This window comes from Paenibacillus pectinilyticus, from assembly GCF_001700435.1.
Taxonomy (GTDB): domain Bacteria; phylum Bacillota; class Bacilli; order Paenibacillales; family NBRC-103111; genus Paenibacillus_E; species Paenibacillus_E pectinilyticus.
This window is the reverse complement of the sequence record NZ_LYPC01000027.1, coordinates 548,307-562,194: the sequence shown is the minus strand read 5'-3', so window position 1 is coordinate 562,194 and position 13,888 is coordinate 548,307. Positions and strand designations below refer to the sequence as shown.

General features: G+C 44.0%; 14 protein-coding genes. 7 read left to right on the top strand and 7 right to left on the bottom strand.

Translation table 11 applies throughout. From position 1 onward, the window contains the following. Window positions 1–76: 76 nt before the first annotated feature. From A8709_RS24250 to A8709_RS24240, 3 genes are all read right to left on the bottom strand, one after another. Complete coding sequence (locus tag A8709_RS24250) at window positions 77–871, bottom strand: SDR family NAD(P)-dependent oxidoreductase (protein WP_065855990.1); 795 nt, start codon at window positions 869–871, stop codon at window positions 77–79. Window positions 872–934: 63 nt separating this feature from the next. Further along, window positions 935–1,963 carry a helix-turn-helix transcriptional regulator gene (locus A8709_RS24245; protein ID WP_065855988.1) on the bottom strand — a complete coding sequence of 343 codons (1,029 nt, stop codon included), beginning with the start codon at window positions 1,961–1,963 and terminating at the stop codon, window positions 935–937. Window positions 1,964–2,527: 564 nt separating this feature from the next. Continuing rightward, entirely contained in the window at window positions 2,528–2,923 is a 396-nt protein-coding gene (locus A8709_RS24240; protein ID WP_065855986.1) for a (R)-mandelonitrile lyase, read from the bottom strand. 165 nt (window positions 2,924–3,088) lie between these two features. Here A8709_RS24240 and A8709_RS24235 point away from each other — a divergent pair, with 165 nt between their 5' ends. The 4 genes from A8709_RS24235 to A8709_RS24220 are packed head-to-tail and all read left to right on the top strand — an operon-like array spanning window position 3,089 to window position 6,525. Then, complete coding sequence (locus tag A8709_RS24235) at window positions 3,089–4,003, top strand: decaprenyl-phosphate phosphoribosyltransferase (RefSeq protein WP_065855984.1); 915 nt, start codon at window positions 3,089–3,091, stop codon at window positions 4,001–4,003. Window positions 4,004–4,026: 23 nt separating this feature from the next. Continuing rightward, complete coding sequence (locus A8709_RS24230; RefSeq protein WP_065855982.1) at window positions 4,027–4,386, top strand: SMR family transporter; 360 nt, start codon at window positions 4,027–4,029, stop codon at window positions 4,384–4,386. Beyond that, the gene (locus A8709_RS24225; protein ID WP_065855981.1) at window positions 4,373–6,130 is read left to right on the top strand and encodes a hypothetical protein; all 1,758 of its coding nucleotides are present in this window, start codon (window positions 4,373–4,375) and stop codon (window positions 6,128–6,130) included. Before A8709_RS24230 ends, A8709_RS24225 begins: the two co-directional genes overlap by 14 nt. Before the next feature lie 5 nt (window positions 6,131–6,135). Next, window positions 6,136–6,525 (top strand): divergent PAP2 family protein, encoded by a 390-nt coding sequence (locus A8709_RS24220; protein WP_065855980.1) that lies wholly within the window; start codon window positions 6,136–6,138, stop codon window positions 6,523–6,525. 43 nt (window positions 6,526–6,568) lie between these two features. Here A8709_RS24220 and A8709_RS24215 read toward each other — a convergent pair whose 3' ends face one another. After that, on the bottom strand, window positions 6,569–7,450 hold the full coding sequence (locus A8709_RS24215; protein ID WP_141692636.1) for a hypothetical protein: 882 nt from the start codon (window positions 7,448–7,450) through the stop codon (window positions 6,569–6,571). A gap of 194 nt (window positions 7,451–7,644) precedes the next feature. Here A8709_RS24215 and A8709_RS33815 point away from each other — a divergent pair, with 194 nt between their 5' ends. Together A8709_RS33815 and A8709_RS33810 are read left to right on the top strand one after the other, a co-directional pair. Further along, a complete protein-coding gene (locus A8709_RS33815) occupies window positions 7,645–7,755 on the top strand; it encodes a YjcZ family sporulation protein (protein WP_079412561.1) in 111 nt (36 codons plus the stop codon). A 212-nt stretch (window positions 7,756–7,967) separates the two neighbouring features. Further along, on the top strand, window positions 7,968–8,078 hold the full coding sequence (locus tag A8709_RS33810; protein WP_079412561.1) for a YjcZ family sporulation protein: 111 nt from the start codon (window positions 7,968–7,970) through the stop codon (window positions 8,076–8,078). 82 nt (window positions 8,079–8,160) lie between these two features. Here the strand turns inward: A8709_RS33810 and A8709_RS24210 are convergent, their stop codons facing one another. Beyond that, on the bottom strand, window positions 8,161–9,825 hold the full coding sequence (locus tag A8709_RS24210) for a bacteriocin maturation protein (RefSeq protein WP_065855976.1): 1,665 nt from the start codon (window positions 9,823–9,825) through the stop codon (window positions 8,161–8,163). A gap of 182 nt (window positions 9,826–10,007) precedes the next feature. On the opposite strand from A8709_RS24210, the gene A8709_RS24205 reads away from it, so the two are divergent. Beyond that, on the top strand, window positions 10,008–11,906 hold the full coding sequence (locus tag A8709_RS24205) for a TOMM precursor leader peptide-binding protein (RefSeq protein ID WP_065855974.1): 1,899 nt from the start codon (window positions 10,008–10,010) through the stop codon (window positions 11,904–11,906). 112 nt (window positions 11,907–12,018) lie between these two features. On the opposite strand, the gene A8709_RS24200 is transcribed toward A8709_RS24205, so the two are convergent. Continuing rightward, complete coding sequence (locus A8709_RS24200; protein WP_065855972.1) at window positions 12,019–12,465, bottom strand: hypothetical protein; 447 nt, start codon at window positions 12,463–12,465, stop codon at window positions 12,019–12,021. A 30-nt stretch (window positions 12,466–12,495) separates the two neighbouring features. Beyond that, window positions 12,496–13,872 carry an FAD-dependent oxidoreductase gene (locus A8709_RS24195; RefSeq protein WP_141692635.1) on the bottom strand — a complete coding sequence of 459 codons (1,377 nt, stop codon included), beginning with the start codon at window positions 13,870–13,872 and terminating at the stop codon, window positions 12,496–12,498. Window positions 13,873–13,888 lie beyond the last annotated feature (16 nt).

Here is a 13,888-nt window from a genome sequence, read left to right as displayed (position 1 = left end):
ATGCAGGTTGCATGATGGGATTTCTTTCATTCCGCGCGATACTGGATACTTTTTCAATAACTAAATCTAAAAAATATTAAAAAATAGTTGGTACCATGCCCCCATCCATTCGGATTGGAGAACCTTTAAAGGCGGATGCATAAGGACTACACACAAATGTAGCTAATCTGCCAATTTCACTAGGTTTGATAAACCGCTGTATTTCAGACTGAGGTAGGTTTGTCGTCATAAATCTTTTCTCTTTTTCTGCAAAAGTCATATCTTCGTCAGAGTACATACTCTCAATGATTTGATACACATTTTCAGAGAGTGTTGGTCCTGGCATGATCGTATTGATAGTAACCTCTGTTCCTATGGTTAATTTTGATAAGCTTTTTGACAAGGATAATAGCATAGATTTGGTCATCCCATACTGAGGCATTAATCCTGAAGGCATGACAGCTTCCTCACTCGCAATAAAAATCATGCGGCCATACTTATTTTTCAACATATGAGGTAAATAATATTTAGATAATCCATTTGCAGTAAGCACATTCGTGCGGAAGTATTTTTCCCACGTGTTATCGTCAATATTCTCATACTGCATTATTTCATAAATCCCCATATTGTTAACCAAAATATCAATCGAAGGAAATTTCTCAAACAAAGCTTCTCTTTGCTCAATATCTACCAGATCGGCTGTAGCATTTTGAGGAGATGTAGCCGGAAAATCCGACTTTATTTCATTTAGAATGCGTTCTACCTCTTCATAGTTTCGTCCATTAATAAGGACATGAACACCCTCTTTGGCAAGTTCAATGGCGATAGCTTTGCCAATACCTTTCGTTGATCCTGTAACTAATGCTGTTTTATTCTTTAATCCCATATCCATAACATTTCTCCTTTTCTCAAAGCGCCTTGTGCTCCGGATAGAGATCATATTACCTTGTCTGGATCAGTCAGTAACTAGCCTATTGCGCCAAATTTCTTGTTTAACACGCCAAGTTGAAGGCGTATCACCTTCCCATAGGCGAAAGGCGCGGTAGAACGAATTCTGGTCTTCATATCCAATCAAGAAAGCCACTTCTTTAATATCAAGCGAAGGGTCTGCCAAGTACTCTCTTGCCTGCTCATGTCTAACTTGTGTTAGCAGATGCTTGAAGCTTGTGTTTTCGTCAGTGAGTCGGCGTTGCAAAGTACGATCGCTCATACCTAATTCCTTCGCTACAGACTGAATGTCGGGGTGCCCTCCGGTAAGACTGCGTTTCATGATCCATTTGACCGCCTCGACAATTGAGGTACTGCGATACTGTTCATCCAACGATCGGTCCATAATGGGCGTCAGGATCTCCAGCAATTCTTCGTTGTATGTGACAAAGGGTCGGTCCAGATCTCTTCGATTCAGCGTCAATCGGTTACATTCTGCACCAATGCGGACACGACAACCAAAGTAATCTTCAAGAGCTTGCACATCGCCCATTGCACTTGAAAATTCGACGGACCGTGCCGTCAAAGATTGACCTGTGCCCCGACGGCCAAGCTCCAGAAGAAACGCCAGTGTGATACCAATCAAAATCGGTGGAACCGGTCTCACGGTATTCAGAAACTCCAGTTCGATTGTACAGTGCTCACTCTCCTCGATGATTCGCAAGCTTTCAGGGGGGCACATTTGTTTGTAACGAGCCATCCTGTGTAAAGCGTCGCGGTAGTCACGAGCGTGGTAAGTTGCTAAAACAGCCGGTGGGTACTTCGCTGTTTCAAAGACGGTCGCAAGCTTGATGATTCCTGTGGCTATCTCACCAATTAGCTCCGAATAAGCCTGCCAGATCGCGAAATATTGCGCGGTGGTGATTACGGGTTCCGTAATTATTGTGAGTGGCAATCGTGCTTTACGAGCTACATCGTGGGCTGCTATCCCTAATTGAAGTAATCCTGTCCAAAACCCAGGAGGGATTTTTATTCGGTCAGAGGTATAAGACTTCATACATACATGCCTCCTTTAGGAAGGTATTTTCTCATAAATTATTTTATAAGTATACGCAAATAACGTAATTTGTTTTATCTATATAACGGCCGTACAATAACACCTGTAACTAGAAGATCAGTATACAGGAGGCCAAATACATGGAGAAACACATTTTAATTGTTGTCATCGATCATGCAGTGTGTTATGTCCCATAGAAGTCGACGGAAACTTGTTTATCAAGTAAGACCATCAATCTGCACCTGCTGTCACATATGCATTATTAGATAAATTAGGTGAATAATACAAGTAAAACTGATTGGAGGGCTCATCATGACCACCGCAACAAAAAATTTGGCCCCTCACACTGGTCCGTACCTGGCGTACCAAATGAAAAGCCGAAATTCGCCTCATCTGAAGATATGGATTGATAAACTGAAAACAACAGTTTGAGCCTCTCACTTGTTCATACGTTAGATGGAAAATCCCATAAATTCCACATAAAAAACTGCACCTTCGTTGTTAGTTAAGACTAACAATTGAGGTGCAGTTTTTCATTCTACACTTTTGCCATACCCGCGTTGCTTAAGATTGGTATTGATCCTCGCTGACTTGTTCCATCCATTCGACTGCCTTGCCGTCAAGACGTTCTTGAATGGCTATATGTGTCATAGCAGTTGTGGGCGAGGCCCCATGCCAGTGCTTCTCGCCAGGCGGAAACCAAACCACATCTCCAGGACTAATCTCCTCGATCTGACCTCCCCAGCGTCGAACCCGTCCTTTGCCCGCCGTTACGATCAGCGTTTGACCCAGTGGATGTGTATGCCATGCTGTCCGTGCACCTGGCTCGAACGTAACGCTGGCTCCAGCTACGCGTGCAGGTTCGGCTGCTTCAAACAATGGATCGATTCTAACTGTGCCGGTAAAATAGTCAGACGAACCTATGCCTGAAGGTTGAGATCCAATTCTCTTAATTTCCATTATTAAATGCCTCCATTCGTGTTGCGTATTTGATTTCGTGGTTTATTGCCATCATTTATAGTTTCGTTTACAAAACCATATTATTATTCATCCTAAAATTAATATTGGCATTACAATTATGAAGTAATGTTAAATAATCCCAATCCTACTAAGGAGTTGATTAACATGCTTCCCACTCAAGAAACACTGCCTGTTCGAACTTCAACATCGACCTTAGAAAATATGAAACTAGTGTTTTTGCAGCTTCGCCCCAAACAATGGAGCAAGAACTCACTTGTCTTTGCCGCTTTGATTTTTTCCATTGATAAAATAAATCTTATGAATCTACAGCTTACTTTCAGTGCATTCCTCCTTTTTTGTCTAGTCTCGGGATGCGTGTATATTTTGAATGATTTTATGGATCGAGAAGCTGATCGGCAGCATCCAGAAAAACGTACACGCCCTATGGCTTCAGGACAGTTACATCCGGTTGTTGCGCTCACTGTTGGAGCTATTCTCTTCCTAAGTTCCATGATTATTGCTTTTAGGATGCAGCCCTTGTTTATGTTATTGCTTCTCATTTACTTTGGCATGAATGTCGCCTATTCCATTCGGCTTAAGCATATCGTAATCCTTGATTTAATGATTCTTGCTTCGGGATTTGTGATTCGCGCCATCTGTGGAGGCGTTGTAGTCGGCACGAAATTCACGCCGTGGTTCCTACTTTGCGTGTTTCTATTATCTTTGTTTCTTGCGATTGGCAAGCGCCGGCACGAACTCCTACTTCTGCAGAATAACAAAGGCTCGCATCGCAAAGTGCTCGATTCTTATTCAGAGCCGTTGCTGAATCAAATGTCAATGATCGTAACAACGATGGCCATTATGTGTTATTCCATGTTTACGTTTTTATCAGGTCATTCAATCTATTTGATGTGGACAATACCGCTGGTTATTTACGGCATTTTCCGCTATTTGTATTTAATACACGTACTTGGCAAAGGCGGTAAGCCTGATGCACTTATTTTTGAAGATAAAGGTATTTTGGCTTGCGTTGTGCTTTTCGGCATTACAGTTATCGTCGTTTTGCAGATGTTTGGGTGATCATCTAGAGAGGAGCATGACTGATGCAAGCTTATATATTCGTCTCTTCATCGATTGTTCTCGGCGCGATCGGGCAAGTTCTGATGAAGCTTGGTGCTACGAAATTGAACACAACAGCTTCAACGACACTTTTCACAAAACTGCTAATGATGTTTACACAACCTTTCATTATTGAGGGGCTGGTTTGCTATGGTTTATCCGCTATCTTTTGGATTTTCGGGTTGACCCGTCTCCCGCTTTCACAAGCATATCCGATGGTAGCGATTGGCTATATCCTTGTTTTTATTCTTGCTGTGCTCATTTTCAAAGAAACCGTTTCATTGGCAAAAATAAGCGGCTTAATGATCATCGTGGTGGGAGTGATTGTTCTTGCCAAATCCTAACGCTGCATTATACAAAGAACCTGTTCGATCTTTAAGTATCCTGATGACAGGGTTAGAGGAATGGGCAGTCAACGTTTCGTTAGGATTGATAGGTAGTCTTGGAATCTTGTATATGGCCGCTTATACCATTCTTCTTGTCCATCTACCTTTTCAGTCCATCACCATAATCTCCTTCTTTGCCCTATTATCAATTTTGCTGCTTTTATTTATTAAATTCGCTAAGTTTGATCGTTGGCGCTCTCTTTGGTTAAACCTTTTCCTTGTCGGAGCGGTGATTCTAGTATCTATCTATTGTGCTGGATCTATTTACGATACATCTTTCGATGGGCAAGGTTATCATCAACTAGCAGCATTTAGCATACATAATGGCTGGAACCCACTCTATCAAACTAATTTTTCAGATTCCCTATGGGTCGAGGATTATCCGAAAGGAGCTTGGCTGTTATCAGCGGCCATCTATACGTTAACTGGTCATTTGGAATCGGGCAAAGCTATTAATCTGATTCTTATGGTCGCTGCCTTCTGCTCAACCTTAGGTGCATTATTACAAATCTGTAGCACTTTCGGAACGAAAACATTAAGTAGAAAACCATGGATCACGCATATCCTGCGTACCATTCTAGTAATCCTTATAGCCGCTTGTGCAGCTTGCAATCCGATAACCATTGTACAATTGTTTACGAACTACAATGACGGTCTCATCGCAAGTCTTTTGCTAACGTTAATTAGCACGGGTGTTTACTACGTATTAACTCATGAACGTAGAGTACTTGTCCAATCTGCCGTGGCCATCGTCCTTCTGGTCAATATTAAATTCACAGCCATTGCCTATGCCGGATTAATTTGCGGTTGGCTTGTCATAGCTATGATGCTTATTCAGTTAAAAACGGGCGAAGCAAAAATGTGGAAATCCCCTCACATTACTCGTGCCATACTCGTTTTTCTTGGAAGCGCATTTATCGGCATTCTTCTATTCGGTTGGAATCCCTATGTAGTTAATACATATAAACATGGACATCCTTTTTATCCACTCGCTGGGAAAGATGCCATTGATATTATGACCCTAAACTCTCCGGATAACTTCATTGGAAAAAACCGTCTAGAAACGTTTCTGATCTCCTATACATCCAAAACGGAAGATGCCGTAACGCCTATGCACTCAACTCCAGCTGAGTTATGGCCGATAGCTTGGAAGGACTATCGCAATGTGAATGTCGATACCCGTGTGAATGGATTCGGACCCTTATCACCTTGGATATTCATCCTGTCTGTATGTCTCTGGGTCATGCTCCTCATTTGGCGTTGGAGAATTGGCCTTCTTTCAACTTTACTGATTTTAGCGCTCTTATCGACCGTGTTCATCAATCCCGAGCCCTGGTGGGCTCGATATGTGCCACAATTGTGGCTTGTGCCACTTCTTCTAGTGACAGTAGGCTGGTTAACACACCGACGTCTTGTTCAAATGCTTGCCATATTGGTATTGATCGTCTGTGGAATAGGTGTGTTTAAAACCGCTGATTCCATCATTCTACTGCAAGTTGAGCACAGCGAATTAGTGAAAACTCAGTTTTCGGAGCTTTATGGCAAACAATTGAGCATAGACCCTCAAGGATTTATTTCTCCGCTCGTGCATTTGGCGGAAAGAGGAATTACATACAAGCTAGCGGACAAAGAGGCGCTTTGCAGCTCCACCGTACAATTTGCCTTTACTCCAGCTCAATATTGCATACGAACAGGAGAGTGAGAACAATGTATGCTGTAGCCCCTTTTCTTGCTTGGTTAATAGCAGGAGTATTCAAATTTGCAGTTAACCACATTCGTTACGGAGACGCCAAAGCACGAATTGGCAATGGTGGTTTCCCTAGCAATCACACAACAATTCTGACAACGACCACCATGCTGATCGGTTTCGACGAAGGCTTCGGAAGCGCACTATTTGGCCTTGGAACGGCGATCACTTTTATCGTCATCATCGATGCAATGGGACTGCGTCGTCATGTTGGCCGCCATGCTGAACGTATTAATACCATCCGTCCGGAAGGCGAGAAATTACGCGAAAGTATGGGACATACGCGACTTGAAGTTACAGGTGGGTTAGTGCTTGGTAGTTTACTGGGGTATGTGTTATCACAGCTATAAAAATTAGCAGTACTAGGCATTTGATTACACATGCACCATCGAGTTATTTGGTTTTTCTTTCTTCCCCATCATCTTCTTTAACCTGCTCAGCTTTATATGTTTTAACCAGTTCCTCCAACTTAGATGAGGTTATTTCATGGCCTTTGACTTGATCACGTATGATATTTCGAATCCTACCGATATGTATCATTGCACTTGGTTTGTTTACATCAAAGTCATTTTCTGAAATGTACTTGGTAATAATTCCTTTTACTTTTTGATCAATTCCTAGCTTCTCTTCGTCCTCTTTCGAGGTGATTACATCCTCATACGTTTGCGCTTCCTTATCCGAGTAAATCTTCGCATTACTAATATGAAGCATGAACTTTCCGGCTAATTCATTAAAAGAATCATCCACGGTTCCTTGGTCAGCACCGATTTTAGCTCCGCTATCAATATCATAGAATCTTCTGCCTAATACAGTAGTTCCGCTGTACTTGGTTACGTGAAATTCGGATGCAAATTTATCACTAACAAATTCATGACCTCTAGGATTATAATCATTGTCATCTGAATAAATCGTCACATGGAAATTTGGATCCCCATCGTGCCATTGTCCGGCGTGACCACTTCCTATATTTTTAATGTCCGACTTCAATCTTTTTGGCTGAATAACATTTTCTGTTGTTTCTAGCGCATTGCGTTTTTGAATTAACTGTTGCACGGCTCGGTTACCAATCGTTCTTTGTAGTTGAAGTATTTGAGAGGAATTTGAACTTCTGTTTTGCAAAACCTCTACATTGTTCAGTTGCCCTTCAGGCTTATTTTTGTTCTTATACCGTTTTTCCAAATGCTTATTCGCACCTCTTTCAAGAAAAATCAAAATTTCTGAAGAAATTCCGTGTGCATTCCGTATCCATGCATCGCATTCTTTATTAACAGACATTTAGTTCTAGTATAGAAGAGTAATTGTTAAATGGGAATATTTATATATTGCCCTTTGTTTAAAGCAAAAGAACTCTTTTTTAAACAAATGCTTGTTATTCCAATTCCAAAAATAGGGCATACGTCCAATCAATCACTACTCAACAGACATATTTTATACCGTAGTGACAAATCACCAGAGGGGAATGAGTGCACATGGGAGCAGTAGGTTACGGTGGAAGTTGTGCAGGTTACGGTAACAGCGCAGCAGCAATTTTGGTTCTTTTTATTCTTTTGGTTATCATCACATCCGCTTTCGTATGGTAATTTCTTAATCTAACCCATAAGAAACAATGAGAAAAACGGCCGTGAAATACAATGCGGACCGTTTTTTTCGTTGAACTATGAGTTGAGTTAATTATTTTTTTCCGAGTGCGGGCTAGTCCAACAATAAATGTGGGGCAAACGTCCAATCAATCCCTGTATAACCAACATATTTTATACCGTAATAACAAATCACCTGAGGGGAATGAGTGAACATGGGAGCAGTTGGATACGGCGGTAGTTGTGCAGGTTATGGTAACAGTGCAGCAGCAATTTTAGTTCTTTTTATTCTTTTAGTTATCATCACATCGGCTTTTGTTTGGTAATTTCTTAATCCAACACAAAGTAATACAAGAAAAAAGTCACCCTTCATCTTAGGGTGGCTTTTTTCTGATACATGAAGGATATTCACTGGGACTCCACATCTCGTAACAACACGCCAAACACGCCTGCTATTTCTTCTTTCAAAAACGGTACTACGGCTAGATCCACGACCACTAGTCGCTTAGCGTTCTGTTTCAAGACCTGCAAAGCGGACTGAAGAACATTCGATTCTAACGTCACTTCACATGAAGGGATTTCAACGCACAGCGGTAACTGTTCAGCTATATGCACGGACGAAACTTCGAACACTTTCGATGTAAGATGCGCCGATACGTTTTGTACCTCGAATAAAGCCTGCTGCAAAGCATTCCGCAAGGCCAGGGTCACATTCAAGCCGACACCGCCGTACCAGCGACCACTTGTGCCGACCCAAATCACAGGGAATCCGGATATTTCCTCCCCTAAACCAATCATTGGTGCACCCTTCATCGTCGTCAGAGCCTGCAAATAAAACTGGCAGTGATTGTCTTCAATTGTAGACAACTGTACTTGAATAACAGAAGGCAACTGACATTCAAGTCGCTTACCTAGTAACTCCGCCAAATTTCGTTGTAACCCTCGACCAATGCCTTCGGCAACTGTTTCTCCCGCTCCAACACCGATATATGCATGCGGGTCTATCTTGCTGTCCTCTGATTCCTCGTAGGATGGAAGCGTTGAAAGGAGCAGGCTGGCCATTCGCGATACATACGCTTCAATCCCTACCAACCCCGCTTCCCGCCTTGCTCCCTCATGTGTTAAATCTGTACAAACAATGTCTGGCAGAAGCCTAGCCGGCCCTTCCGATAGCGGATTGACTGCCTGAACCCGGCACTGAGCGAGCGGTAACTGCTTTAAATCCCCCTCCTCCCAAATATGAAAAATTCCCGATTCAGCCGATGTCAATTGGTTAAAGTAAGTAAACAATCCGTTCTCACTTTTGCTTGATCTCCGTTCGAGTTGAAGCTCGAAATCGTGGATCCACTCAACTGCGGTATGCCCAGTCACAAGCGGATGGGGCAAGAACGAATGCCATTTCCCTTCCAATGTATTCAGATCAAGCAGGAAGAATGGATTACTTTGATCCGACTCGTTCGCGCCCGTCATCTTTTTAAACAATTGGAACACGATCACATTCGCTAACAACGCTCCCGCACTGGTAGAAAAGGTGTGCAGTTGAGGGTCTTTGCTAATCGCGACTTCGTGAATACTGCGAAACGCTGACTCCCAACAGCCCTCAGCGTCTGGATGCACTAGCGGCCCCGCCAGCCCCACCTGTTGCAGACATACTGCGGGAAGAAACAGCTTTCCCTCCTCCCTACAAACCGTGTGAAGACCCCGCAGTTGCTCGACATCCCCATCCTGTGACACATACACAATGGAATCAAACGGCCTCACAACCTCCCCCCAACTACGAACGCCTTCCTTCTGCAGGGTAACTTCGTCTATTGTCACCTCAGGGTCTATTTTACGAGCATCTGCCGCCAGTTCTAGCATTCGTTGCCGATCAGTCGTCCCTGAGCCAGAGACTAGCACGTGAATCTTGGACATACCAGATACAAGCAGCGCAGAAATGACCGAGATTAAAAACGGGCCAGAGCCGACCGTCAATACTTTAGCCTGACGATAGGACTGAAACAAGTCAGCACCCGAATTCCCGCCATTGTCCAAAAAGGCATTCAGTCGCATCGAACGGTTCAAATTTGTCATTTTATCCTCCCCTGTAATTCCCGATCTGTCTCGACTCTTCATAAGTCATTTTATGTGCCGCTCTTTGTCCCTCATGTCTTATACTTCAGGATCCGTGCATATACTAGTCATCACTCCTATATAATGGAACCATCTTATAAGTAGGTAGATATGGCATATTGCAACAAGATGAGGTGACCTGCGTGAATGAAATCATATCCGTTGTCGGGGAAGGTAATTTGGCCGACTTCGTATGCAGTGAGTTATTGGACCGTTATCAGCTCGTTCGACAAACAGATTTCACTACAGACATACCGAAGACGGCGAAATTGGTTTTGGTCCTGGACGATGACTGGCCTCCCTCTGGCTACTTCGAGGCTGAAGAGGTTCTGCAACTGGCTGGCATTCCGTGGTTGCGCGGCTTTATATCGATGGGTGAGGGCATAGTCGGGCCTTTGGTTCGTCCGGGTACGCCAGGATGCTCCCAGTGCGCGGATAACCGTCGTTTCACAGCATCCCCTGGACACATACAAAATGTAAGAACTTCGCCCTCTGGACTTTGGCATACAGCTCACCTACTGATTGCCGAAACGCAGCGCATACTGCAAGGCACCCGAGCTCATACGCAGGAGCATATATATATCGTTAACCTAAACACACTGAATAGCTCGCTCCATTCCATCCTGCCTGACCCCCTCTGTGAGGTGTGCGGCCCTTTGCCCGATGATTCATTGGAAGCGGCCAACATTTCGCTCAAGTCTAGACCAAAGTTAAGCGCAGACAGTTATCGCTGCCGTCCGTTAGACGATCTGAAACAACATTTGGTCATAGACTATATGGATTCCCGTACCGGCCTTTTTAATGCTAAGATGCTTGATCTCACTTCTACGTTTGCAGGGGTAGGTGTCAACCTGCCGTCGTTTCTGTTGGGAGACGAGGTAACGGGAGGCCACAGTTTCTCATATGCGGAAAGCGAATTAACTGCGTTATTAGAAGGATTGGAGCGTCACTGCGGTATAACCCCACGCGGCAAACGGACCATCGTTCATGACAGTTTCAACCGTGTTGCGGATCATGCGCTCGACCCCTCCAAGGTTGGATTATATGCAAAAGAACAATACGCGCAGCCAGATTTCACATTCGAACCGTTTGATCCCGACCTCCCGATTGATTGGGTATGGGGCTATTCGCTAATGCAAGAGCGTCCAATCCTTGTTCCGGAGAGTCTCGCTTATTACAGTTCGGGATTCGGCAGCAGTTTTGTTCAGGAAGGCTCCAACGGATGCGCGTTAGGCGGAAGCTTGGAAGAAGCTATCTTCCACGGAATTTTGGAAGTTGCGGAGCGCGATTCGTTCCTGATGACTTGGTACGCGCAGTTGCCTCTCCCGCGCCTGGACCCCTATTCCGCTAACGATCAGGAACTGCTGCTCATGCTCGAAAGGCTGCGGGCAATCGCCGGTTACGAGGTACATTTGTTTAACATGACCATGGAGAATGGGATTCCGGGCATTTGGGCGCTCGCGAAAAGCTTAAGCCCTGAAAAGATGAATCTTATCTGTGCGGCGGGAGCGCATCTAGATCCGATACGGGCCGCAAAAAGCGCTATTCACGAGTTAGCCGGCAGGTTGAACTTTCTACAAGAGCAATATGAGGAAAACGTGGAACATGTGAAGCAAATGCTCGACGATCCGTTTCTCGTCATGCAAATGGAGGATCATGCCCTACTATACGGTTTACCGCAAGCCGAAGAACGGCTGCAATTTTTGCTAGACGGACAGCGTCCCCTCAGAACATTTGACGAGGAGTTCGAACGTAAGGCAAGTCATGCGGATCTGACCGATGATCTGAAAGAGTTGATCGAGGTGTTTCGCCGCTTAAACCTCGATGTGATCGTCGTGGATCAGACGTCGCTGGAAACGCTGCGAAACGGGTTGCATTGCGTAAAAGTTCTGATTCCTGGTATGCTTCCGATGACGTTCGGACATCACTTACAACGCTTAACGGGGCTTCAGAGAGTACTTCAGGTGCCGACTGAGCTTAACTATACGGATACGTCACTGACGGCCGGGCAACTCAATCCGCATCCGCATCCGTTTCTGTAAAGCATGATGGGGATAGACAATAGCTCGCTTTGTCATTTTTCACAGAAATAAACCGGATTCCTTTTTGCTTAGGAATCCGGTTTATTTGATGAGCGATTTTGTTCCAATTTTTCTATTCCTGATCGAAATCCAAATCCATATTACCTAATTCTTCATGAAAATAGCAAACCCCATTGCTGCATCCATATGTAATTTTATTACCAAAATCATGATAAAAAACGATCTCTTCATAATCACTTGGCTTCGTCTTTTTAATCTCGTCTATCAAAGCTGCAGCTACCTTCTCAGTTTCCTTATCGCCTATACCGTTATAACCAATTGCTGTTCCGCTAGGCCCTTCGTAAATCGTGAAAATCCATGAATTTTGACTATTATCTTTAACTTGAATCACATATGTATAAGCATTGGAAGCATCATCTGTTTGATAGACTGGTGCTGCAAATAAAGTAATTAATGATCCCCTAAACTTTGCACTTTCGTTGCCATATTCAACTCCAGCATGTGTAAAGAATGAACTGTTTAACAAGTTTTGATCATTAAGTGCGATATAAGTATACATATTATTCCTCCTACTCTGTCTTACATCGATTTATGAACGTGTCATCTCCGAACTAAGTGTCGTCTGAGGCAGGAAAGCATTTTCTTTTCGCAGCGTATCCACCAATTCTTCCGTATCCAGTGTACAAGCTGTTTGTCCTGTATGTATCGCTTGGACTGCTGCTGTGCCTGCGGCTTGTCCCATCATGGAACACGCAGGCTGCACACGGATAGAACCATGCACCAAAACATCGCTCGACACACAACGTCCGGCAACCCACAGATTTTTCCACCCTTTAGGCACTAAAATCCCGTATGGAATGCCGAAGTACTCTCCTTCCTTCAACTTGAAGCTGTTTTCTTTCTCAATTAAATGGCGTTGATAGGATTCTTCCGAATAATCGTATGGATGGACATCTACAAATTTGTTAAAAACAGCGATCTGGTCTGGAAATTCCCTTTTAGCCATATAGTCCTCGATGTTCAGCTCATACTCACCGACAATACGCCTCGATTCACGAACTCCGATCAGCGAGGCGGTCGTTACGTGCTCCAGATTCTCGCATCCTGGTATATAGGTACGATAAAAGTCCAAGTACTCCTCGGCAATTTTTCTGCCAAACATCATGCCTTGGGTCAGATCCTCAACACGTAAGGCATTTAAATTAAATAAATGACCACCGTTCAAATAGCCAACGTTATGACCAACCTTTGACATTCCGACCAAAAACGGATCCGGTTGAGTAAAATGGCCATCCTTAATCGCCTGACGCACTTCAATGCCTAGCTGCTCGTTGATTTTCCGTTTCTTCTCCCAATCAATACCAACGAACAACGACGCCAGCGTAGCCGGCATAATGTTAGGCGTATCCCTTCCCGCTTCACGACAAGCGGCACCACTTAGGTCAGCCAAGATAGCGTCCCCCGTACAATCTATAAATGCCTTCGCTTTAATAAAACGGTAACCTTCAATATTATGGATGACGACGCCATTTACCATTCGATCTTGAGCTGAGACGTCCACATCGATCAGACGAGTAAAAAACCGTACCTCCACTCCCGCTTGAATAACCAATTCATCAAGTATACGTTTATAGCCTTCCACTCGGAAAGGTGACCAAGTGTGGTACTTTTTTCGCCAACAATTGGGGTCGATTCCCGGGCTCATATAACCACGCGTATACATAGTCTCGACAATTTCTCTCATTATGCCGCCAACCAGCATTTGTTCACCATTCGCCATTGGATCAAAAGCGGTCACTAGACCTGAAGTTCCCATTCCCCCCATACATCCAGTGGCTTCAATTAACAACACTTTAGCGCCTAGTCTTGCTGAGCTTATTGCCGCCCCAACTCCCGCTGGACCGCCCCCTGCTACAACTAAATCATAGTGATCCTCAATAGGTACCATTCTTTCCAATTTATACATTGTTGTATCCGCTTTC

Bases quoted from the DNA above. Each gene is read 5' to 3' on its own strand.
- A8709_RS24210 (WP_065855976.1), bottom strand. From the start codon at position 9,825: ATGACAAATTTGAACCGTTCGATGCGACTGAATGCCTTTTTGGACAAT.
- A8709_RS24245 (WP_065855988.1), bottom strand. From the start codon at position 1,963: ATGAAGTCTTATACCTCTGACCGAATAAAAATCCCTCCTGGGTTTTGG.
- A8709_RS24250 (WP_065855990.1), bottom strand. From the start codon at position 871: ATGGATATGGGATTAAAGAATAAAACAGCATTAGTTACAGGATCAACG.
- A8709_RS24235 (WP_065855984.1), top strand. From the start codon at position 3,089: ATGCTTCCCACTCAAGAAACACTGCCTGTTCGAACTTCAACATCGACC.
- A8709_RS24215 (WP_141692636.1), bottom strand. From the start codon at position 7,450: ATGTCTGTTAATAAAGAATGCGATGCATGGATACGGAATGCACACGGA.
- A8709_RS24200 (WP_065855972.1), bottom strand. From the start codon at position 12,465: ATGTATACTTATATCGCACTTAATGATCAAAACTTGTTAAACAGTTCA.
- A8709_RS24220 (WP_065855980.1), top strand. From the start codon at position 6,136: ATGTATGCTGTAGCCCCTTTTCTTGCTTGGTTAATAGCAGGAGTATTC.
- A8709_RS33815 (WP_079412561.1), top strand. From the start codon at position 7,645: ATGGGAGCAGTAGGTTACGGTGGAAGTTGTGCAGGTTACGGTAACAGC.
- A8709_RS33810 (WP_079412561.1), top strand. From the start codon at position 7,968: ATGGGAGCAGTTGGATACGGCGGTAGTTGTGCAGGTTATGGTAACAGT.
- A8709_RS24230 (WP_065855982.1), top strand. From the start codon at position 4,027: ATGCAAGCTTATATATTCGTCTCTTCATCGATTGTTCTCGGCGCGATC.
- A8709_RS24195 (WP_141692635.1), bottom strand. From the start codon at position 13,872: ATGTATAAATTGGAAAGAATGGTACCTATTGAGGATCACTATGATTTA.
- A8709_RS24240 (WP_065855986.1), bottom strand. From the start codon at position 2,923: ATGGAAATTAAGAGAATTGGATCTCAACCTTCAGGCATAGGTTCGTCT.